Origin of the sequence: Sulfurimonas sp., assembly GCF_026196735.1 — a bacterium.
In the GTDB taxonomy this organism is placed as follows: Bacteria; Campylobacterota; Campylobacteria; order Campylobacterales; family Sulfurimonadaceae; genus Sulfurimonas.
This window is the reverse complement of record NZ_JAPHUF010000012.1, coordinates 476,313-499,765: the sequence shown is the minus strand read 5'-3', so window position 1 is coordinate 499,765 and position 23,453 is coordinate 476,313. Positions and strand designations below refer to the sequence as shown.

Genomic DNA, 23,453 nt, shown 5'->3' with positions numbered 1-23,453 from the left:
TATATCCTTTTGTAAATAATTGTTCACATACTATAAACAATTGACATATAAAGCACTAAAAATATATAATTAATAGAATAAGTACAGAAATTTGATATAATTACATATGGGGACGACTTGGCTTCGACAGGATCAAGTGGCTTCTAATTGCATGTCGGACTGAGCACTTCCGTTACGCGGCTCAACTTGCTTAAATGCAAACAATACAAATTATCGCCCAGCTTTAGCAGTAGCTTAAGTTTTACCCCCTCTTAGAGGACGGGCTGCTTCACCTATGGACTCTAGATAAATAGGATTCGAAGTATAACCCTTATGTAGATATATTTTATGTCCGCCTCGTGCATAAAATGAACCCTAGAGGATCGTCTTGTGTAGCTTTGCAAGTAGTGTGAAGCAAGATTAAACTTTAACAACTTTTCTAAGCATGTAGACATTAGGAGTAGCGTGGTTTTGGACTCCGGTTCGATTCCGGACGTCTCCACCAATACTCAATCGAATAAATCCTAAACAAACATCCCTCTTTTGTCGATACTATTCAAAATTTCATTATTAAATTTAGGATATTAAAAATGCCAATATCTTTTGAAACAGGATTAATATTTATTGTTTTTTCATTTATGGCTTTTTCATTTATTGTTTTTCATAAAAGAAATAAAATAAAAAGAAAAGCATGGGAAGAAAAAATATATAAACAAGTTGTTGTTGATTTAGAAAAAGATGAAAAAAGAGCAGGTTTATGGGCTTTGGCAAAGGCTGAGTCAAACGGCTCAGAAGACATTTGCAAGTCGCTTTACATAAAGTATTGCACTCAATCAATAATAGGTGAACATGAAATACTAAACACCATCAGACTCTAAAAACAACTTTAACAAATCAATTATGTACAGATTAAATTTAATCTGCTAATATAACAAATATTTATTATATGAGGATTATAGTTGATAAGAATTACTCTACTTATTTTGTTGACGATAACACTATGTATAGGTGAAGAAGGAGTCATTAAAAAAGATTCCAACAACAAGCAGAGGCTGTTTAGGGGAGTTTCTGATTGGTACCCTGCGGAAGATATTGCAAAAGAACATCTTGCTGGAAAATCTGCAACTCAAAATGCGTACGCTCTTATATCTAAGTATTTTGGTATAAGCATAAAATCACATGTAGAATTAAATAATTCACAAAACAACACAAAAACAGATCAACTTATCTTAAGCCTAAAAGCATTCAAAACATATAAAGAAGTTGATGAAAACAAAAAAAACTTTAGAGTACATGTAATCATATTTCTAGATGAAAAAAATGAAAAAACAATACTTGATAAGATAAAAGACGAACAAGAGTTTAATGAACTTAAAAAAAACATACTAGCATCAATAGATAAAAAAAAGTATTCTAAAGCTAAAAAACTCCTCAACTTAGCTAAAGAAAAACAGAGTGCAAAAACTGATGAGAGCATAATAATTATAGAAAAAAGGCTAAACACTATCATAGACTCCCTGCTCCATGCAAAAATCATCCTAAGTAAAAAATCTTATGTGCCGGATGAATCCATAGAAGTAGAAGTTTCACTAAATCAAGATGGATATTTATACCTGTTTTATGAAACGGGATTAGATGTTGCAATGATTTTCCCAAATGAAAAGCAGAGAGTGCCTCGTTTACAAAAAGATGAATCTCTCTTTTTTCCAAATGAAAATGTAGAAAATTTAACCGCATATAAAGACGACTTAGGAAGAGAAGTTAAATTTTATGCAATTGCATCAAAAGCAATTTTACCCATAAAAAGTCTCTCCGAAGAGAGAGTTGATGGAGTATACATTTACGAGAAAACCGGAAGTTACAAAAAACTTCTAAACAAATGCCTAAAAGAAGATATATGCACCAAGAGTGAAATTAATTTTAAAGTATCCAACACCATAGAGTAGCCATCATAAATAAGTTTTTTTTGTGAACACTTTTTGCTTTATATAATCGTCGTCACACTTTTTCTTTGTTTAAACATCTAAGTACTGCTGTACTTTAACACTCAAGGATATAACATGAACTGTATTGATATTTTTACTGCACATTGTCCTAAAATTGACCAGAACAAGCTTTTTTTGCATATGGTAAAGATAAGTATGACCTTTGACGATGGAGGAGGCTGATCCTTCGGTCTTTAAAGAACTTGTAACTGTATCTTTGTCTACCCTCCGACTAAAAGATACAGTTACACAATCAAAGTTACTAAAAAAAACAATATAATTACAACATGAAAAAAACAATCAAAAACAAACTTTTAATAGTATGGTCAAGCGGCGAAAAAGAAGTTGCTAAAAAACTTATTTTACTCTATGGTTCGGTTATGCTTCCTCGCTCTTATTGGGATGAAGCAACTATAATGATATGGGGTCCATCTGCTAAACTTTTAGCTCATGATGATGAGCTGCAAAAACAGCTCAAAATTGTTCAAGAAACAGGTGTAAAATTTAATGCCTGTGTTGTTTGCAGCGATGATTATGGTGTTTCAGACAAGCTCGCAGATTTAGGCATAGAACTTACCCATACAGGAGAAATGCTGACAGAGGCGCTACAAAGTGACGATACCAAAGTCATAACTTTTTAAATACATTTATCTTTAACAACTTCTCAGCACTATTTTTGTATAATTCCTTATCAATTTTTCCAAGAAGGTATTCCATGCGTGGTTATAAGATTTTTGCAGGTTCTGCAAGTACAGAGTTTGCAAAAGAGATTTGTCAGATTTTAGATGCTCCATTAGCTAAAGCTGATATTAAAAAGTTTAGTGATGGTGAGATTTCAGTTCAAATCTCTGAAAGTGTTCGTGGTCGTGATGTTTTTATTGTTCAATCAACCGGATCACCCTCAAACGATAACTTAATGGAACTTTTAATCATGACGGATGCCCTTCGTCGTTCATCTGCTTCAAGCATAACTGCCGTTGTTCCTTACTACGGATATGCAAGACAAGACAGAAAAGCGGCACCTCGTGTACCTATTACTGCAAGACTTGTTGCTGACATGTACGAAACAGCAGGTATAGACAGAGTGGTTACAATCGACCTTCATGCCGGTCAAATTCAAGGTTTTTTCAATATTCCTGTTGACAATCTTTATGGCTCAATAACATTTGAGACCTACATAAAAAGCAAAAACCTTAAAAACCCTATTATCGCTTCTCCGGATATCGGTGGCGTAGCTCGTGCTAGATACTTTGCAAAAAGAATGGGTCTAGAGATGGTTATCGTTGATAAGCGTCGTGAAAAAGCAAATGAGAGCGAAGTTATGAATATCATCGGTGATGTCAATGGTAAAAATGTAATCATGATTGATGACATGGTAGATACTGCCGGAACTATGGTTAAAGCTGCAACTGCACTCAAAAACAAAGGTGCAGCATCAGTTATGGCTTGTGCTACTCACGGTGTCTTAAGTGGAAAAGCTTATGATAATTTGGAAAATGGCGAGCTGGATGAGCTTATAATTACAAACACTTTAGTATCAAAACCACACAAAAATATTGTGGTTTTATCTGTGGCACCTCTTTTTGCCGAAGTAATACGCAGGGTTTATCACAACGAGAGTGTTAACTCACTTTTTGAATAATTAGAGGTAATTAATTGAAAAATATCAGAAACTTTTCTATCATTGCACACATTGACCATGGTAAAAGTACCCTAGCAGATAGAATTATCCAAGAGTGTGGCTCTGTAACTGAGAGAGAGTTGGGTACCCAGATGATGGATACTATGGATATCGAACAAGAACGCGGTATCACTATCAAAGCTCAAAGTGTTAGACTTGATTATGTAAAAGACGGCCAACACTATATTTTAAATCTTATAGATACTCCGGGCCATGTTGATTTTTCATACGAAGTTAGCAAGTCACTAGCTTCTAGTGATGGCGCACTACTTATTGTAGATGCTGCTCAAGGTGTTGAAGCTCAAACAATTGCAAATGTTTATCTAGCGTTAGATAATGACTTGGAACTTATTCCTGTTATAAACAAAATCGACCTCCCTGCTGCTGATCCAATGAAAGTTGCAGAAGAGATAGAGACAAGTATCGGGATTGACGCGACAGATGCCTGTTTAGTTTCTGCAAAAACAGGTGTTGGCATACGCGAGCTTATTGACGCAATTGTTGACAGGGTGCCTGCTCCTGTTGGCGACCCTGAAGCTACAACAAAAGCAATTATTTATGACTCTTGGTTTGACCAATATTTAGGTGCGCTTGCACTTGTTCGTGTATTTGACGGTCAGGTTAAAAAAGGGCAAAATATCAAGCTTATGAGTAATGGTCAAGAGCATCATATACTTGACTTGATGTATCCACACCCTATGAAAAAAATCAAAACTCAAACTATAGAGTGTGGCGAGATTGGGATTGTTGTTCTTGGACTAAAAGAAGTTGCGGTTATAAATGTCGGTGATACTATTACGGATGCTAAAAATCCTGCGACGGAGCCGGTTGGAACTTATGAGCCGGCAAAACCATTTGTTTTTGCCGGTATTTACCCAATAGATACAGATGAATTTGAAAATCTGCGTGATGCCCTTGATAAACTGAGACTAAATGACAGCTCTTTGTCCTACGAGCCAGAGACATCTCTAGCTCTTGGTTTTGGTTTTCGTGTAGGGTTTCTTGGCATGCTTCATATGGAAGTTGTAAAAGAGAGACTAGAGCGTGAATTCAACCTAGATTTGATAGCTTCTGCTCCATCAGTTATCTATCAAGTTTATCTTAACAACGGTGAAAAAATCAATGTTCAAAATCCTTCTGAACTTCCAGAAGTAAACAAGATTGACAGGATTGAAGAGCCTTATGTTAAAGCTACTGTAATCACTCCTAGCCAATACCTTGGTAATATAATAACTCTTTTGATAAGTAAGCGTGGAATTCAAACAAAAATGACTTATCTTAATGAAGATAGAGTTATGCTTGAGTATGAAATACCAATGAATGAGATAGTGGTTGATTTTTACGATACACTAAAATCAATCTCTAAAGGTTATGCTTCATTTGATTATGACCCTATAGATTTTAGAGTTGGCGACCTTGTTAAGCTTGATGTAAAAGTTGCCGGAGAAGTTGTTGATGCACTAAGTATTGTTGTTCCACGCAATCAAGCTCTCTCTCGTGGTCGTGTTTTGGTTAAAAACATGAAAGAGATAATACCTCGTCAACTTTTTGAAGTAGCTGTTCAAGCATCTTTAGGTTCTCAGGTTATTGCAAGAGAGACTGTAAAGTCAATGGGTAAAAATGTTACTGCAAAATGTTACGGTGGTGATATCACTCGTAAAAGAAAACTACTAGAAAAACAAAAAGCCGGCAAGAAAAGAATGAAAAGCATAGGAAAAGTACAGCTTCCGCAAGAAGCCTTTATGTCAGTTTTAAAGATGGATTAAAAAGTGAAATGTTTGATGTGTGAGAGCTTTTCACTCACACATATCTGCTCTACATGTCAAACAACTTTTTTAACTCCCTCAATTTACAAACGAAAAATTCTAAACAACATTGAGGTCATATCTTTTTACAAGTACAGAGATATTAAAACTCTTCTACATACAAAACACACAGACCTTGGCTACTACATCTACTCTATCCTTGCAAAAAATTCTCTAAAATTCTTTGCTGATGAGTTTAGTTATCCGGACATCATAACTTCTATTGCAGTTGATGATTATGCCCACAACGGCTACTCACATACAGCTGTTTTAAACAAAGCACTTAAAAATAAATGTATAATACCCAAGTTTAATAAGCTCAGAGCCAAAAACAGAGTATCATATTCGGGAAAAAGCAGAGAATTTAGACTCCTTAATCCAAGAGAGTTTCAACTCAAAGATATTGATACGAATGAAGTTATTTTAGTTGATGACATAATTACGACAGGCTTAACATTAAACAGTGCAATTAAAACAATGCAAAACAACAACAAAAATACATTATTTTGCATAACTTTAGCCGATGCAAGTTTAAACTAAGTAGCCATTCATTATACTACAGATATAAATATTTATTATAATTAAGGTACGCTTGATGAGAATAGTTACTCTTGTCTTACTATTGTCTACACTTGCGTTTTCTCAAAAGCTTTCTCTCGATGATCTGTTAAAAGAGTATAAAAGTGCAGAGGAGCTTTACCATCACACAAAAAAAGAGAGTGCTGGGCACATCAGAGTAATAACACGCTCAGAACTCGATAAAATGCAGGCTTACACACTAAACGATGTTTTAAAAACTTTAAGGTTTTTTACGCTTCAACCAAGAAAAAACGGTATGACTACACTTGTAAGAAGCGGTCAAACACAGATGTCATCTCACCCCGCAAAACTTTACATAAATTCTCATGAATTAAACTCTGCAACACTTGGTAATGTTTTGGTGCAATATGGAAGAATGGGTCTATATTTTATCGACTATATAGAAATCTATCAGGCGGGAAATTCAGTAACATTTGGTAACGAACCGGGAACACTCCTTATAAAACTTTTCACTAAAGACCCATCTCGTGAAAACAGCACATCCATTCAAGCCTCTGTTGATTCATTTGGAAGCGTAACAATGCAGGGAGTTGATGCAAAAGTTTTTGACGAGTACTCATATTTGACAAATGTTGATTTAAAGAAAAACTATTACAAAAACTATACCTCAAACAATTCAGAACTCTCAAGAGACGGTGAAAGAGGTCAATTCTATTTTAAATTTTCAAAAAAAGATGACTATGATATCGAAATAGGCGCAATTAAAGAAAAATACGACATTTTTAGCGGGATAGGCATGGCTACCGTCGATGGAGATACGCAAACTAACGATATATACACGCATATTACCAAATATTTTGAGAATAATCTAAAAATAATGCTTACTTCATCTTATGAAAAATTTGAACTTTACGACAAGGATGACATAGGCATACCGCTGCCGGGAACAACAGCTCCTTTTCCAAAACAGCTTAACACTGAAATATCTACTCAAGTTTATAGCGCAATCATAGAAAAAAGGTTTATAAACGCAAATAATGAGCTATTTTTGGGAGCGCAATTTAAACATCAAAAATTCGGTATCGACGAATACAAAGTAGACGGTGTTGATTATGCAAGGAACTGGGGTCCAAAAGATTTAGATATATACATGTTTTTTGCAGAGAACCTATACAATATAAATGAGAATCACCTGATATCTCTTAGCGCAAAAATAGACTTTTATAAAAATAGCTTCAACAAGTCCTCAACAGAACATATACTTAGAGCCGGTTATGTAGCACTTCTTGATGAAAAATGGACCTTTAAACTTTTTGCTATGCAGAGTTATATGTATCCGACATTTTTGCAAACAACTTTTTCACCAAACTACAACATTAACCCTGATTTACAAAGTGCAGAGTCGCTTACAACAACTGCGGAAATTATCTATAAACTCAAAGATAGCGTTTTTGGATTTGGATTTGGCAAAAATACGACAGACAACGCAATTATTTTTGATATGAATGCAACAGATCCATCTGAGAGTATCTATGTAAACAGTGCTCAAGAGAAGAGTTTTAAATTTATTTTTGCAAATATGGAGCACAAGCTCAACATAGACAATAAAATAAAAATGGAGATTTACAGACAATTTAGAGATAATTACTATAGCCCAAAGCAAGGTGGTTCTATCCAGCTTTTCAACACCATTGGAAAATTTGATATTTACAACGAACTGCTTTATCATTCAAAATACACAAGTCTAGAAGGTGTGGATATTAAAGAAGGATTTGACTACTCGCTTGGAGCAATATACAAGTTGAACAAGAAAATAGAACTAAAACTAAAAGCAGAAAATATTTTTGACAGAGCGTCAGAGACTCCTATGGGAGATATTAAGGTATCAGCAACAGACAGAAGAGTTATTCTTACAATGGAGTACACTTTTTAAATGAAAGCAATAATAACTCTGTTATTTTCAAGTCTTGTACTGCTTGCATCTGAAACAAATCATCTGCAGGTAAAGATTTTAGAAACCATTATTACAAATATTCATCTAGATAAAAATATAGTGGTATGGAGCGACAATAAAAATCTTTTAGCTGAGCTTAAAAAACACAATGTCCTTTTAACGACAAATATCTGTGAAGATGCAACGGTAATAATATTACAAGATAAAAGAAAACTTGAAAAAGAGTGTAGCTCAAAACATATATTTGTATTAAACTATAACTCTCTAAGCCATGTTCCTCAAAGTTTTGGTGCGCTATTTTGGAAAAAAGGAAGACCAAATATTGTACTTATAGAGCCGAGGATAAAATCACAGTTAATTAAAATCTCTAAAGATCTTGAGCCATACCTAGAGGAAAGAGTATGGTAAAGAAAAAGGAGCTTTTCTTATTTTTGCTTCTGTTTTTGCTTGGTATATTTTTTATCTATGTTTATGATAATATAAAAGAAGCCAAAGAAGACATTTTCAATCGTATTGAAAAACATCAAGTTGAACAGATATCACATGTACTAGAAAATATAGAAAAAGATATACTTGATTACTCTGAGATAAAAAATTCCAAAGACCTGTTATATCTATTTGAAAATAAGAGTACAAGAGAAGATTACGAACATATAATCTCTTTAATGCTGACTTCAAATGTTAAATATGCATATATTTTGTACAAAGATGAAAGAGATAGATTTAGATTTTTGCTAGATGCTTCAAAAACCGATAAAGCTAACTTTTACCAAAAACTTGATGTTACCAATTCTGAGTATCGTACTATTTATAGAATAAAAAAACCTCAAGTCATAAAACAACATGATATGGAAAATTTATATTTGACATATCTATATCCTATAATCGCCAATGACACTGTTGTTGGCCTCTTTAGTATTGATATAACAACTAATATTCAAGAAATCATACTAGAATCTATTAAGCCTCTTGAGACATTCTTTATGGTTTTGATAATTTCTTTAATATTATTAATGATTATGACAGTAATGCAACTTTTTCACTACTTTGTAACAAGAAAAAAAATATTTACAGACCCGCTTACACGAACATTTAACAGAAACTATTTAGAAGAGATATCATCTATGCTTAATCTAAGTCATTATAGTATAGCGATGCTTGACTTAGACAAATTCAAAGTTATAAATGACACTTATGGACATAAAGCAGGTGACTATATACTAGCTCAGGCAGCTAAAGTATTTAAAAAATCAATTAGAGACAGTGATATACTCATAAGATACGGTGGGGAGGAGTTTTTACTCTTAATCAACAATAGACATAAAGATTCATCTACCTTTAGCATATGCGAAAGACTAAAAGACAACCTATCTAAACAAACATTTGTATACGATACAAATGAAATAAAAGTAAATGTTTCTATTGGTCTGCATAAACATCCGGCTTTAGAAAAAAACATGCAAGAAGCCATTAAAATTGCTGATAGAATGCTCTATATTGCAAAAAAGAATGGAAGGAATCAAATTGTTTGCTATGATGAAAAATCACAAAACGACATATCCTCTTCATCTAAAAATATAGGTTTTGTCAAGCAAGCCCTTAATGAAAACCGTATAACATGCTACTATCAACCTATATATTGTAACAACTACAATACTATTAAAAATTATGAAGCCTTAGTAAGGATTATCGCAAAAGACGGCAGTATTATATCTCCTTTGCAGTTTTTACCTCAATTAAGACATACAAATATATACTATAAATTAACACAAACAATTTTATTGCTTGTCTTTGAAAAATTTAAACATAATGAAAAACATGTAAGTATTAATATAAATTTCTCCGACCTTATAAACCCTGATATTGAAAACACTATTATTTCACATTTAGGCAGCAACCCTCATCTTGCGTCTCGTGTTACTTTTGAAATACTAGAGAGTGATGAAATAGACAACATTAAACTATTTAAAGAGAAAATAAAGCTGCTGCATTCACTTAAAGCAAAAGTTTCAATTGATGATTTTGGAAGTGGGTACTCTAACTTTAAAACTATTATAGATATTGAAGCAAACTATCTTAAAATCGATGGTTCACTGATAAAAAACATCGATACTAACGACAAAGACTTTAAAGTCGTAAAAAGCATTATACATTTCGCACATCAAGCCAATATGCAAACTATTGCAGAGTTTGTTCACTCAAAAGAAGTTTTTGATAAGTTACTAGAACTAGACATAGATTATCTGCAAGGTTATTACATTGCTGAGCCAAAATCTACTCTGCTTGAGGTTCATGAACTATTTTAGCGAGCTAAAAAAACTTTTTAAATAGTTTGTCTATCCCCTTGTTTATCTCTTTTTTCAAGGCATCTCCGGCTTTTGACTTCATCAATTTTTCCAAATCTACTTTAACTTTTGGAGCATTTATGTCTCCAATTATATTTGCCGTTACAGTGTTTTTCTTTGCTTGAATTGTTACATCAGAATCTATCATTTTAGTTTTTGTATTTATTTTTGCATTTGTTGTTTTTACAGAAGCTTGTTTTGAACGAAAATCAAGTGAAGCAAGAATTTTTTCTTTATTTATTTCTGCAGCAATATCTCCATTAAAACTTTCTCTGTACATGTCAAATTTCGTATACTGTTTTATAAGATTAAATGTATTGTTATTAACAAAATTTCCATCAATAACATGCCCGCTAAATACACCCTTGCTCTGTGCTAAATTATAATTTAACTTGCCATCAAGGTTTGCTTGAAAAATCTCAGGATAAATAAACATGCCTAGCAGCTCTTTGGTGCTAACTGATTTAAACTCAGCATGAAAATCATCATTATGAAGCTTAGCATCAACATTGCCTCCGGCAATTTTAGTGTGGATTGTTAAATCCAAATCTTTTATTTTTACAAGTTCGCCATTAACACTCAAGTCACCTTTCATGCGCCGCTGAGTAACGAAAAAAAGCTTGTCAAGATTTGCAACTGTAGCCAAATAATCACTTTTAAGTGAGCTGTCTTTTAGGTTATAGCTAGCTTTTTTAATATCTAAATCTACAAGGTTTGAATTAAAATCTACTTTTGTATCCAATAGATTTTTATTTAAGATAGTTGTTGTTGTAGAATTAAAAGTTGTTCGTGGCATCAAAGATTCAAACCCAGCCAATTTTGTTATATATTTAGAATTCAATAAACCGTTTTTTATATCTGTTTGTACTTTTCCTTTTAAACTTCCAACGGCTGCATTGGTTATGTCAGCATTTAAAAATAAAATTCCATCTGTATAATGTGGCTGTTTTATCATATATAGTAGTTTTTTTAATTTTAGATTTTTAACACTAGCTACAATGCTCTTTGGAGCAAAATCTTTTAACACGGCTTCAAATTTTGTATCTGATTCAGCCAAATCACTTTTGCCCTTTACTATAAGTTTTTCCTTGCTCCCTTTAACTGTTCCATTAAGCTTAAATGCTCCTCTGAGGTCTGCACCTATGACAGGTTTCAGCAGAGCAAGCTCTTTTATGTTTAAAGAGTATGTTATATCTGTTTGAAGAGGTTCAGGTTTTACATTTCCGGATGATAGTATACTAAAGAGCTTTGAGCTTAAATCATAGCTATAGTCTACATCATTACCTTTTAATTTAGCATCGAGTTTCATAGCAAAAGATGTATTTGGGATAGTTACATTAAAATCTTTTTTCATTAATTGTGAATCAATTTTAGCATTTTTAGTTATTAGTAGTATATCTCCATCGAGTTTACCCGGATTAATGTTTTTAAAGTTTACATCTAGATTTATATCTGCACTCGCGTATTGACTTTGAGCTCCCAAATACAAAAGAGATGACAATTTTGCATTTTTTACCTCAGCAATTATAGAAGTAGGATTTAAGTCAGTCAGCTCAACATGATAAGTTGTATCACCCTCTCCTACATCACTTTTGCCGTCAACTTCCATAAACGACATGTCACCTTTAACTTTTCCATCTGTATAAAGTTTTCCTTGAAGCGGTAAATCGCTAAGCTCTTTTAAACTCTCTAAATTATCAAGCCTAACTCTATATGCTACATCAAAGGCTTGTGAAAACAGAGAGTAATTCCCCTTTATTAAAACACTATTGTTTGCATTTAGCTCTAGAAGTACCTCAAAAGAACTCATATTAAGAGTAAATGTTGTAAGTTTGCTATCTAGTTTTGTCTGTTGTTGTATCTTGTCTTCTACAATAGGCTTAAGCAATCCATTGCCCAAAGATGTAAATATAACTACATATACAACAGCAACTAAAGTAACTAAAACACCGCTAAACCAAGCTAAATACTTCATAAAATCTCCAAATACATATATACTGATATGATACTATAATTTGCTTTTTTTTGCCAAATTTCAAACTTGATATATAAAGACTCAACTCTTTTTACTAAAATTACTCAACTAAAGCTTGACATTGTTACACTCAATGTGTATAATACTGATATCTTTTAAAAAAAGGAGTTAATTTAATTATTATGTCAAATCAAAATGATGAAGAATTACAAAACAAACCTCTAGAAAATGAAGAGGAAAAAGTAGAAATAAGTGATGAAGAAGCTGAGGCTGATTCAGAGGCTGTGGAAAACGAGCTTGACTTACTTCAAAATGAATTAACAGAGTTAAAAGAGAAGTATGCTCGTGTACATGCTGATTTTGATAATATCAAAAAAAGACTTGAACGCGAAAAATACACAGCAGTTGAATACTCAAATGAGAAATTTGCAAAAGATATGATTCCTGTTATGGATGCGCTTCAAATGGCACTTACTTCTACTGCGACAGTAGCTGATCCGCAAGAGCATTTAAACAAGCTAAATGAAGGAATTGAGTTAACTCTTAAGCAATTTACAACATCGCTAGAGAAACATGGTGTAACGATGGTTGCTCACGATGAGCCGTTTGACCCAAATATTCACAATGCTGTTCAAAGTGTTGAGAGTGAAGATGTTGAAAGTGGTCAGATAGTACAGACATTTCAAACGGGATACAGATACAAGAACAGACCTTTGCGTGAAGCAATGGTTATAGTAGCGAAGTAATTCGTACAGAACAAACAAATATTAAATAATAAAAATAAGGAATAAAATAATGAGTAAAGTAATAGGTATAGATTTAGGAACAACAAATTCATGTGTAGCAGTTTACGAAGGTGGTGAAGCGAAAATCATCCCAAATGCAGAGGGTAAAAACACAACTCCTTCAGTTGTAGCTTTTACAGATAAAGGTGATGTTTTAGTTGGTGACCCGGCAAAGCGTCAAGCAATCACAAACCCTGAAAAAACAATCTCTTCTATCAAGAGAATTATGGGTCTTATGATGAATGAGGAAAATGCTAAGGCTGCACACGATAAAGTTACATATAACATCGTAGATAAAGATGGTTCGGCTGCTGTTGATGTTGCAGGTAAGATTTACACGCCTCAAGAGATTTCAGCTAAGATTCTTACAAAACTAAAAGAAGATGCTGAGAGCTATTTAGGTTCAACTGTAACTGATGCAGTTATTACCGTTCCGGCTTACTTCAATGATGCACAAAGAAAAGCAACAAAAGATGCAGGTACAATTGCCGGTCTTAATGTTTTAAGAATTATCAATGAGCCAACTGCTTCTGCACTTGCTTACGGACTAGATAGCAAAGCTGAAGAGAATGTACTAGTATATGACCTTGGTGGTGGAACATTTGATGTTACTGTTTTAGAGATTTCTGACGGTACTTTTGAAGTTCTTTCAACTGACGGTAATGCATTCTTGGGTGGTGATGATTTTGACAACAAAATTGTCGATTTCTTAAATGCTGAGTTTAAAAACTCTCATGGTATTGATCTTAAAAATGACAAAATGGCTCTTCAAAGACTAAAAGATGCAGCTGAAAATGCTAAAAAAGAGTTAAGTTCATCTACTGAAACTGAGATTAACTTACCGTTTATCACTATGACAGAAGCTGGACCACAACATTTAGTTGTAAAACTTACTCGTGCTAAATTTGAGGGTATGATTTCTAAGTTAATTGATGAGACGATTGATCATATCAAAGTAGCAATGAAAGAAGCTGACTTAGATGCTAATGAAATCAAAGAGATTATCATGGTTGGTGGTTCTACTCGTGTTCCAGCTGCTCAAGATGCGGTATCTAAATACTTCGACGGTAAAACTTTACATAAAGGTGTTAACCCTGATGAAGTTGTTGCTGCCGGTGCTGCTATTCAAGGTGGTGTACTAAGAGGAGATGTAAAAGATGTTCTTCTTTTAGATGTTACTCCATTATCTCTTGGTATTGAGACTCTAGGCGGTGTTGCGACTAAGATTATTGAAAAAGGTACTACTATACCTGTTAAAAAATCTCAAATTTTCTCAACTGCAGAGGACAACCAACCGGCTGTTTCAATCTCAGTTGTTCAAGGTGAGAGAGAATTTGCAAAAGACAATAAATCTTTAGGTCTATTTGAACTTGGCGATATTCCAGCTGCTCCAAGAGGTGTACCTCAAATTGAAGTAACTTTTGATATCGATGCAAATGGTATTTTAACTGTTAGCTCAACTGATAAAGGTACTGGCAAATCTCAATCAATCACAATTTCCGGTTCATCAGGGTTAAGTGAAGAAGAGATTAACAAAATGGTTCAAGATGCTGAAGCACATAAAGCTGAAGACGAAGAGAGAAAAGCAATGGTTGATTTAAGAAACCAAGCTGACGCTCTAATCGCTCAAAGTGAAAAATCATTAACTGAAGTTGGTGATAAAATCGAAGCAGAAGAAAAAGCAAAAATTGAAACTGCAATCACTGAGCTTAAAGACACTCTAAAAGATGAGTCTGCAACTAAAGAGCAAATTGAAGAAAAAGTAAAAGCATTAACAGAAGCTTCTCATAAAATGGCTGAGCAAATGTACAAAAAAGAAGAAGGCGGCGAAGCTGGTGAAGCTGACCAAAAGAAGAAAAAAGTTGATGACGATGTTATCGACGCTGAGATAGAGTAAAACTTACTCTATCCTATAAGTCTACACCTCAGTTGGAGGGTAGACTTTACAAATCTTTCTCGGTTTTAACGCAATTTCTCCCTGAATTCTTAGCTAAATAGAGTGCTTTGTCTGCTCTATTGATGACTGTTTTCATATCATCGCCCTCATATACTTGTGAGACTCCAAAACTAGAAGTTATCTTTTTAACCACATCTATTTCTAATTTTTCTATGTAAGTTCTCAATTTCTCTGCCAATAGAGTTGCTTGGCCTAAGTTTGCGGTTGGAAGCAGTATAATAAACTCCTCACCTCCCCATCTACACACTATATCTATATTTCTTAAAGTTTTTAATAGTGTTTGCGAAACTTGTATAAGTACATTATCTCCGACATTATGTCCATATGTGTCATTAACATTTTTAAAGTGGTCTATATCCAATATAATCAATGACATGTCATTATGTCTTTGAACCATAGATGTGTAAGATGAATTATAAAGTTCTGAAAACTTAAATCTGTTATATAGCCCTGTTAGAGCGTCCGTAGAAGCTCTAGTCTCGTATTCTTTGTTTTTATTCTCAAGCTTTGCATTGATTTCATTAAGTTCCTCATGGTACTCTTTCATGATTTCTGCCCACCCTGAATAGGTTAAAGAGATAAGTTCTTTTTGTGCGATTATCCCAGACAAATTGCCATCTTCATCTACAACAACAGCCCTTTTGTAATGTTTTTCATTTACAAAAGATAAGGCTTCCTTTACAGAGGCACCTCTGGTTATGGTATCTACAGGTGTTGACATGTATTTGCTGATGGGCAAGTCTAACTCTTTATTATTTTTGATTAGCTTCATTACATCTTTTGTAGTAAAAATACCTACAGGCTTTGAATCTTCAACAATTATAACATTGTCATATGAGTTATGAACCATTTCATTTATCAAGTCAGATGTCTTTTCATCTTTACTTACCCACTTCATCCTTTTACCGAGTTTTAAAAAATCTTGGAGACGAAAATTATTCATCAAAGTATCAGGGTCAATATTGCTGGTAATATCAGTATGAGTAATAAATCCGTAAAGTGAGTCATCATCATTAATAACACATAAATAATCTACATTATCACTTAAGTATTCCAAAGTATCTAAAACATTTTTATGCTTGTATATTGCGGGAACTGCAGGCAGTTTTAAATCTTTTAGTTGAGTGCTTAAGTCTATCTTTTTAGTTTGAATATTTAAGACATCAACAATTGTTAAAATACGAAATTCACCCTCATCTATAACTATTATATTTCTGTGGTTATGTTCAAGCATCATATCTATTGCATCTGTGATTGAGCTTTTAACATCTATTGATACTACTGATGTTGTTGCTATTTCACCTATTGTTGGAAATTTCATAATACACCTTATTAAATTTTATCCAAAGCTTTTTTAATTTTTAAAGCCTGAACATGCTCTTTTACATCATGAACTCTAAGTATTGAAGCTCCATTGTTTGCTGCTTCTAAATGCAGAGCTAAGCTTCCTGCTAGTCTTTCATCTGCGGGTGAAGATGAAATCTTGTCTATCATTGATTTTCTAGAAGCGCCTATAAGCAGCGGCTTACCAAGAGTTAAAAAGTGCTCTAGATTTTTGATAAGTAAAAGATTGTGCTCTAGTGTTTTTCCAAAACCAATGCCCACATCAAGAACTATATCTTTTACACCAAGTAATTCTGCCTTTGCGATTCTACTCTCGAAAAATGAGTAAATATCACTTAAAACATTTTCATATTCTGGGTTATCCTGCATTGTCTGTGGAGTTCCCTGCATATGCATAATTACAGCTCTTGCCCCATTGCTGGCGCAGAGTTTACTTACTTCATCATTTTGTAAACCTGTTATATCATTGACAACTTCAAAACCGCTCTTGAGTGCAGACTCTATTACATTTGGCTGGTAACTATCAATACTAAACTTCACTTTTTTATATAGTTTTTCTTTTTTAATTACTTCAAGTATTGGTCTTAATCTTTCAAGCTCTTCATTTTTATCTACATGTACAGAGTTAGGGGCTGATGAGACACCGCCTATATCTATGATATCTGCACCATCTTCTATCATCTGCTGGATTTTATTTATTGCATCTTTGTCATTAAACCTTGAACCACTAAAGAAGCTGTCATTGTTGGCATTTATCACACCCATTATTTCTACATGTGAAGGCTTTTTGACACGGAGCATATCTTGAAGCTTTGTTGCCAGCTCTTTTAATCCAAATGGCTGAGCCAACTCTTTTTTGCTGAGTTTTTGCAACTGTGAAGTTGTAGCTATTAAGATACAGTCCACATGTGGAGTTTTTGCTATAACAGTTCCGCGAGGCACAGCCAAGTCTGCACCTATACTTAAGGCATCTTGTTTTAAAATATTTGCCCCGCCTACATGTAAATCTTTTATATAAACAATATGTGTATAAGCTTTTAAAGAAAGTATTTTAATCCCGCCGTCATCAACGCCAAGCTCTTTTAAATACTTTTTTGCATCAATAGAGTTAGATAGTTTAATTACCTGCATTTTTGTCTCCAACAAAACTCATAAGTATCATGGCCAATACACTCTGAGGTCTTGAATTTAGTTCTATAAGTCTGTATGCCTTATCAAAATTATCTAGTTGTTCATCAGAAAGAATGAGCATATCTACTACAGTGGCTCTATGATAAAGTGCTTCAACAAGCTCTTTTGCTTCAGATTTTTTGATTCTGGCATTTGCTTTTAAAAAGGCGAACACTTCAGCATAATCAATCCTAGCTAGGTTTAATTCAACTTTTTGTATTGCGTGTGTAACCTCACCTTTTACAATAGGCAAACGAGAACGAACAGTAGGAAGAAGATTTGATTTTGTAGGTGAGATAATTATAAATTCTATATTTTGCGGAGGTTCTTCTAAAACTTTTAAAAGTGAATTTTGCGCTACATTGGTAAAGCTAGAAGAGCCGATAACTATGTACTTTGTTTGAGATTCGCTTATATAAGACTCTGCCACTACAGCTTTTGCATGCTCAATTTTAAAATCTTCTTCTATAAATCCTACAACACGGTTTGGCTTTAGCTCATCAAGTAATCTCTCAAATTCTGATTCAATCTCTGTAGAGATTAAAATATGACTCTTTCTTGAATCATGAATTAACATCTACCTCTCCAAACATTGCGGCATTTAAAGATGCGTCAAAAAGACGATAAAGCTGAAGCAGTTTTATATCTAATGATTTGTCATAGGATTTTAAATTGAATGCGTTTAAATAGTCTTCATCAAATATCCAAAAATAACTTGTATCTTTTCTTTTTGCTATATCTGCTCTTTTGTCATCGCCCTTACCGATATACCAAAAAAAACAATTTTCTTTATGTGACAATGAAATCATATCTTCGACAACATCAATCATCTCTCCGCCGGTTACACCGTCATAGTGTTGGTACATACAATCTATACTTATGATTGGGAGTAAAGGGCGTTCAAGTTTCTCGCTGTTTAGATTAGAAAGTATGTACTTTTCTAACCATTTTCTTTTTTTGTCTGTAATTAAAATAATCGTTTTACCGTTTAAAATCTGCTCTAGAGCCTGTGAAGTTGTAGTTGTCCAATCAAATCTTTGCTCTTCTAGCCAACTAAAACTGCCACCCTCTTCTCTGATGGCATCTAGGCTCCACTGTGCAAAATTTTGTATTTCATCCATAAATCGATTACTTGTCTAACTCATATGCGTTATGAAGACTTCTTACTGCTAATTCTGCATATTTTATATCAATCACCATTGATACTTTAATCTCTGAAGTTGAAATCATATTTATATTGATATTTTCGCTAGCCATTGCTGAGAATGCCTTTGCCGCAACACCGGTATGAGATTTCATTCCGACACCAACCACTGACACCTTACAAATATTTTCATTATAAGAATCAGCCTTAATATCTCCGCTGCTTACAAAAGTGTCCACAACTGATTTTGCATCATTCAAGTCACCTACAGGCACTGTAAAGTCAATGTTTGTAGTGCCGTCATGAGATTTATTTTGAATAATCATATCTACATTAACATCATTGTCTGAAAGTTTTGTAAAAATCTCGGATGCTATTCCGGGTCTGTCATAGACACCCATTAAAGAGATACGAGCCTGATTTTTGTCTAATGCTATTCCGCTTACTAGTGGTTTTTCCATGATGTTTTCTTCCTTCGTTATTAATGTTCCCTCTTCATCTGAAAAGCTTGTTCTTGTTACTAGATTTACATTTAATTTTTTTGCCAATTCTACCGAGCGGTTTTGAAGAACTTTCGCACCCAATGAAGAAAGCTCTAACATCTCATCATAAGAGATATAGTCAAGTTTTTTAGCTTTTGGTTCAATACGAGGATCAGTTGTAAAAATTCCACTAACATCTGTATATATCTCGCAAAGGTCTGCTTCTATCGCTCCTGCAATTGCTACAGCAGACAAGTCACTTCCTCCGCGACCGAGAGTTGTAACATCACCTTTTTCATTTACACCTTGAAAACCGGCCACTACAATAATCTTGCCCTCTTTTATTGCATTGTTCATAACCTCAGGGTTTATGCCTTCTATACGAGCCTTTGTATGAACACTGTCAGTAACTATGCCGGCTTTTCTACCCGTCATCGCAATAGCAGGGAAACCCATCTCATTAAGTGCTATCGAAAGAAGTGAGGCAGTTACTCTCTCTCCCGAACTAAGAAGCATATCCATCTCAGCCCTGCTTGCATTTTTAGAGAAGTGTTCAGCATAACCAACCAGTTTATTTGTCTCTCCGCTCATGGCAGAAACAACTACTACCACATCATTACCAGCTTTTCTTGTCGCACTTACGCGGTTTGCAACATTCTGAATGCGGTCCAAATCACCAACACTTGTCCCGCCAAATTTTTGCACTATTAACATCTACAATAGTCCCTCATCTTTAAAATATTTTATAACACTCTTATACACTTCTTTTTTGAAACTCGCACTTAGAGTTAAAACTTCATCAACACTGACAAATTTATAATCACTAAACTCCGGATATTCTGTCTCAATATTTATCTTTGCACTTTTTTTTAACTTAACTAAAAAATATCTCTGCTGTTGTCCTATAAACGGCTTCATTGTTTTAGCAATTTTGTGAGGAAAATCGTAAGTTATCCACTCCGGATACTCAGCAACGACTTCTACTTCATCCGTGCCTATCTCTTCTTCAAGTTCACGAAAAAGTGCTTCATGAACTTCTTCACCGTCATCTATACCACCCTGAGGAAACTGCCAAACATCGGCTAAGTCATTCCTGTGCGCCAAAAAAATCTCTTTTTTTTGTGGATAATTATTTGAAACAATTATCATCGCAACATTAGGACGGTACAAATCTTTTTCGCTCATCAGTTTCACTTCATTATATAGTTGGGGGATTATACAGAATGTGCGATTAAAATAAAATAATTTATTATTAATTATATAAAGCAAATTTACTGTAGTATTAACAACATGTATAAAATAATTCATTTCAAGTCATATATTATTTTTAATTACATAATATAAAGACAATTTAATGCTAATTTTTTTATAGTACAAAACTTTATTTACTAAACTATGATAGGAAGATACTTATTATGACTGAATACAAATTAAAATCTGACGATTTTTTAGTTTCACAAACGAATGAAAAAGGCATTATTTTGTTTGCAAATGATGACTTTTGCAAAGTTGCCGGATATTCGCTTGATGAACTAGTCGGCAAACAACATAATATTGTTAGACATCCAGACATGCCAAAAGCTGCTTTTAAATCTTTATGGGAAACTGTAAAAAGTGGTAAAGTCTGGGACGGATATGTAAAAAACCGCACTAAAGACGGCGGTTACTACTGGGTATATGCAACTGTTTATCCAATGTATGATGAAGCAACAAAAGAAAAAACTTACATGTCGTGTAGAAGAAAGCCTTCTGAAGAAGAAATAACAGAAGCTCAAGCACTTTATAAAACATTAAATTAGGGACAATAGTATGAATACTTTACAAAAAAATATCACAATTTCAATAGTTTTTGTTGTTTTACTAGCATCACTGTTTTTTACCGACTCTACAATAATTCATGCTGCTTTAGCAATAGTGGCTTTTTTGGTCACAATTGCTATGAATCTAAAAGCAGTTTCAAGTAACTCAGATTTATTAAACAACAAAAGATTAGAGCTAATAGATATGATGGAGTTTAATAGAAATAAAGTAAGTATCAACGAAAACTCTACTGATATTGCAGAAATAAACTTCAACAAAATTGTTACAAGCTACCAAGAGTCTGTAATTGAAGATACAAAAGTTGCAGGGGAGATGGTTCTTTTAGCTGACAAAGTTTCAAAAGGACACTATACATGTAGAGTTTCAGCAGACTCTAAAACACCATATGTTCATGTTCTAAGAAACAGCATGAACAATATGCTGGCATCATCAGAAAAAAACCTTGATGTTGCAATCAATACCCTTCAAAACTTCTCTAAAGGAGATTTCAATTCAAGAAGTGAAGTTCATGTTGAAGCAAAAATGGCAGACTTACTTAACAACATCAACTCTCTTGGTGAATCACTTCAAAATATGCAACAGACAAATAAAGACACTCAAGCTCATATTCAAGAAACTTCAAATAAATTAAACGATACTATCAGCGATATTACCGACACTACGATTATTGAGCTTAAAGATATGATAAGTTCTACAGTTAATCGCATACATAATGTTTCTGAGAGAGAAAACGAGATGGTTGATAGTCTTCAAAGTCTTGTTACAAATGCCAATGAGACTAAAGAGATTTTAGCAACTATTGGAGATATTGCAGAGCAGACAAATCTATTGGCTCTAAATGCAGCTATCGAAGCAGCAAGAGCAGGTGAACATGGTCGCGGATTTGCTGTTGTTGCAGATGAAGTAAGAAAACTTGCAGAGCGCACACAAAAAAGTTTGGCTGAAACTACTACAACTACAAATGTTTTAATTCAGTCGATTGCAGACAGTGCTTCTTCGCTGACATCAAATGCTAAAGAAGTAAATGATGTAAGTGAAGAAGTAAATCAGATGAACCATAAAATGGATGAAATCATTAAAACTTTAAGTGGATTAACTAAATAATCCATTTATTCTAAGCCGTAAAACTTAGCACTTTTTGGTTTGCCATGATGGTAACCTTGGACATAATCAACACCCATTCGTTTGACCTCATCTGAGAGTTCTTTGGAGCTTACAAACTCTGCAATTGTTTTAACATTTATATTTTTTGAATATTTTATCAACCCTTCTACCATATGACGCACTTTTGCATCTTCAAATAACTCTTGTATAAGGGTGCCGTCTATCTTGATAAAATCGATATTTAATCTGATTATATTTGTAAAGTTTGAATACCCTGAACCAAAATCGTCTATAGACACTTTAGCTCCATACATCTTTACCATAACTATAAAATCTTTAAGTACATTATAGTCTTGTATCTCTTGTGTTTCTACTATCTCAAATGTGATTCTATCTCCACCATATTTATCTAGTCTATTTTTAATATAACCAAGCATATCCGCAGAGTTGATATTTTCATATGTTATGTTTATGGAGATTTCTACATGTGTTTTATCGTAAATATTAAAGACTTTTTGCATCATCTGTCTTGTAAAAAACTCAAAAGTCTTATCTTCTATGGCGGATGTTAAAAATTTATCCGGTGTAACTACTTCACCATCTTGTGTTATTATTCTTGCAAGTGCTTCATACTTCAAAATAGAATTATTTTCTATATCAAATATTGGTTGAAAATATGGAACTATACTTCCGCTATGAAGAGCATTTTTATATACATCAAGCCTTTGTAGTGCAGCTTTACTTACCTCTTTAGAGTATTCATCACTCTTAAAAATATTATATTTTTTTTTGGCTACAATAGCTTCTTGAAGTGCGATATTGGCATGATTAAACAGCTCATCCTTGCCGTATGCTATTCCTACCGTAAAATCCGATATAATCCTCTCGCCATCATCAGACTTATACATAAAATCATCAATATTGTTGAATATTGAATACTCAAGAACTGACAAATATTTATCAAATAGTGACTTTTTCTTTACCAATATAGCAAACTTTTGTATGTTTATATGGTAGACACTAACTTCTTCATTTGACACAATATTTTCTAATTTTTGTGCTTTATCAATAATAATCTTTTTTACTATTTCCATTCCATAAAGCTCTTGTAATGCAGCCATTTGATTATTATGAAGAAACATTAACATTGATTCATCTTTTTGCACTTGAAGGTCGCTTAAAAGCGCTTCTCTGTTAGGCAGCATTGTTATAATATCTATCCCGTTCAGGCTTAGAACAAGGTCATCCTCATCAGCAACATCAACAGATAGTTTATTTAATACTTTGATGATTTTATTTTTTTTGGTATCGCTGCCATTGATATATATGTTTTTTAATTTATCTATACATTTATCGAATTCTAACAAATAAGCTCTCCACTC

At 33.6% G+C, this 23,453-nt stretch carries 21 protein-coding genes and 1 other RNA gene; 14 read left to right on the top strand and 8 right to left on the bottom strand.

The window, feature by feature from the left end:
- Window positions 1-108 precede the first annotated feature (108 nt).
- The 10 genes from ssrA to OQK60_RS08735 all read left to right on the top strand — a co-directional run bounded on the left by ssrA (window position 109) and on the right by OQK60_RS08735 (window position 10,250).
- Window positions 109-484, top strand: a transfer-messenger RNA (tmRNA) gene (gene ssrA, locus OQK60_RS08780).
- An 85-nt stretch (window positions 485-569) separates the two neighbouring features.
- Window positions 570-857, top strand: coding sequence for a hypothetical protein (locus OQK60_RS08775; RefSeq protein ID WP_297686129.1), 288 nt, complete (start codon window positions 570-572; stop codon window positions 855-857).
- Window positions 858-938: 81 nt separating this feature from the next.
- The gene (locus OQK60_RS08770; protein WP_297686127.1) at window positions 939-1,925 is read left to right on the top strand and encodes a DUF4384 domain-containing protein; all 987 of its coding nucleotides are present in this window, start codon (window positions 939-941) and stop codon (window positions 1,923-1,925) included.
- Window positions 1,926-2,251: 326 nt separating this feature from the next.
- A complete protein-coding gene (locus OQK60_RS08765) occupies window positions 2,252-2,605 on the top strand; it encodes a DsrE family protein (protein WP_297686125.1) in 354 nt (117 codons plus the stop codon).
- Between the two features lie 74 nt (window positions 2,606-2,679).
- Window positions 2,680-3,606, top strand: a complete 927-nt coding sequence (locus OQK60_RS08760) for a ribose-phosphate pyrophosphokinase (protein WP_297686123.1) — start codon at window positions 2,680-2,682, stop codon at window positions 3,604-3,606.
- Between the two features lie 14 nt (window positions 3,607-3,620).
- Entirely contained in the window at window positions 3,621-5,411 is a 1,791-nt protein-coding gene (gene lepA / locus OQK60_RS08755; protein ID WP_297686121.1) for a translation elongation factor 4, read from the top strand.
- Between the two features lie 3 nt (window positions 5,412-5,414).
- On the top strand, window positions 5,415-5,990 hold the full coding sequence (locus OQK60_RS08750; RefSeq protein WP_297686119.1) for a phosphoribosyltransferase family protein: 576 nt from the start codon (window positions 5,415-5,417) through the stop codon (window positions 5,988-5,990).
- Window positions 5,991-6,045: 55 nt separating this feature from the next.
- Window positions 6,046-7,923: a TonB-dependent receptor gene (locus OQK60_RS08745; RefSeq protein ID WP_297686117.1), complete on the top strand. Its 1,878-nt coding sequence runs from the start codon at window positions 6,046-6,048 to the stop codon at window positions 7,921-7,923.
- The gene (locus OQK60_RS08740) at window positions 7,924-8,352 is read left to right on the top strand and encodes a hypothetical protein (RefSeq protein WP_297686115.1); all 429 of its coding nucleotides are present in this window, start codon (window positions 7,924-7,926) and stop codon (window positions 8,350-8,352) included. It abuts the gene before it with no gap.
- Complete coding sequence (locus OQK60_RS08735; protein WP_297686113.1) at window positions 8,346-10,250, top strand: EAL domain-containing protein; 1,905 nt, start codon at window positions 8,346-8,348, stop codon at window positions 10,248-10,250. The genes OQK60_RS08740 and OQK60_RS08735 overlap by 7 nt, the downstream gene beginning before the upstream one ends.
- Window positions 10,251-10,254: 4 nt before the next feature.
- On the opposite strand, the gene OQK60_RS08730 is transcribed toward OQK60_RS08735, so the two are convergent.
- Window positions 10,255-12,264 (bottom strand): hypothetical protein, encoded by a 2,010-nt coding sequence (locus OQK60_RS08730; protein WP_297686111.1) that lies wholly within the window; start codon window positions 12,262-12,264, stop codon window positions 10,255-10,257.
- A 182-nt stretch (window positions 12,265-12,446) separates the two neighbouring features.
- On the opposite strand from OQK60_RS08730, the gene grpE reads away from it, so the two are divergent.
- Both grpE and dnaK read left to right on the top strand, forming a co-directional pair.
- Window positions 12,447-13,010 carry a nucleotide exchange factor GrpE gene (gene grpE, locus OQK60_RS08725; RefSeq protein ID WP_297686109.1) on the top strand — a complete coding sequence of 188 codons (564 nt, stop codon included), beginning with the start codon at window positions 12,447-12,449 and terminating at the stop codon, window positions 13,008-13,010.
- A gap of 49 nt (window positions 13,011-13,059) precedes the next feature.
- A complete protein-coding gene (gene dnaK, locus OQK60_RS08720; RefSeq protein WP_297686107.1) occupies window positions 13,060-14,946 on the top strand; it encodes a molecular chaperone DnaK in 1,887 nt (628 codons plus the stop codon).
- Between the two features lie 46 nt (window positions 14,947-14,992).
- On the opposite strand, the gene OQK60_RS08715 is transcribed toward dnaK, so the two are convergent.
- Genes OQK60_RS08715 through OQK60_RS08690 form a run of 6 tightly spaced genes read right to left on the bottom strand, consistent with a single transcriptional unit; the run spans window position 14,993 to window position 20,331 of the window.
- On the bottom strand, window positions 14,993-16,327 hold the full coding sequence (locus OQK60_RS08715) for a diguanylate cyclase (protein WP_297686105.1): 1,335 nt from the start codon (window positions 16,325-16,327) through the stop codon (window positions 14,993-14,995).
- An 11-nt stretch (window positions 16,328-16,338) separates the two neighbouring features.
- A complete protein-coding gene (gene folP, locus OQK60_RS08710; RefSeq protein WP_297686103.1) occupies window positions 16,339-17,481 on the bottom strand; it encodes a dihydropteroate synthase in 1,143 nt (380 codons plus the stop codon).
- Window positions 17,468-18,097: a DNA polymerase III subunit delta' gene (locus OQK60_RS08705; RefSeq protein ID WP_297686101.1), complete on the bottom strand. Its 630-nt coding sequence runs from the start codon at window positions 18,095-18,097 to the stop codon at window positions 17,468-17,470. Before OQK60_RS08705 ends, folP begins: the two co-directional genes overlap by 14 nt.
- Window positions 18,084-18,641, bottom strand: coding sequence for a HobA family DNA replication regulator (locus OQK60_RS08700; protein WP_297686097.1), 558 nt, complete (start codon window positions 18,639-18,641; stop codon window positions 18,084-18,086). The genes OQK60_RS08705 and OQK60_RS08700 overlap by 14 nt, the downstream gene beginning before the upstream one ends.
- Before the next feature lie 7 nt (window positions 18,642-18,648).
- Window positions 18,649-19,860: an aspartate kinase gene (locus OQK60_RS08695; protein ID WP_297686095.1), complete on the bottom strand. Its 1,212-nt coding sequence runs from the start codon at window positions 19,858-19,860 to the stop codon at window positions 18,649-18,651.
- Entirely contained in the window at window positions 19,861-20,331 is a 471-nt protein-coding gene (locus OQK60_RS08690; protein WP_297686093.1) for an RNA pyrophosphohydrolase, read from the bottom strand.
- 230 nt (window positions 20,332-20,561) lie between these two features.
- Between OQK60_RS08690 and OQK60_RS08685 the strand changes: the two genes are divergently transcribed.
- Together OQK60_RS08685 and OQK60_RS08680 are read left to right on the top strand one after the other, a co-directional pair.
- On the top strand, window positions 20,562-20,945 hold the full coding sequence (locus OQK60_RS08685; RefSeq protein ID WP_297686091.1) for a PAS domain-containing protein: 384 nt from the start codon (window positions 20,562-20,564) through the stop codon (window positions 20,943-20,945).
- A gap of 10 nt (window positions 20,946-20,955) precedes the next feature.
- On the top strand, window positions 20,956-22,071 hold the full coding sequence (locus tag OQK60_RS08680; protein ID WP_297686089.1) for a methyl-accepting chemotaxis protein: 1,116 nt from the start codon (window positions 20,956-20,958) through the stop codon (window positions 22,069-22,071).
- A 5-nt stretch (window positions 22,072-22,076) separates the two neighbouring features.
- Here the strand turns inward: OQK60_RS08680 and OQK60_RS08675 are convergent, their stop codons facing one another.
- Window positions 22,077-23,438 (bottom strand): EAL domain-containing protein, encoded by a 1,362-nt coding sequence (locus OQK60_RS08675; protein WP_297686087.1) that lies wholly within the window; start codon window positions 23,436-23,438, stop codon window positions 22,077-22,079.
- Window positions 23,439-23,453: the final 15 nt, after the last annotated feature.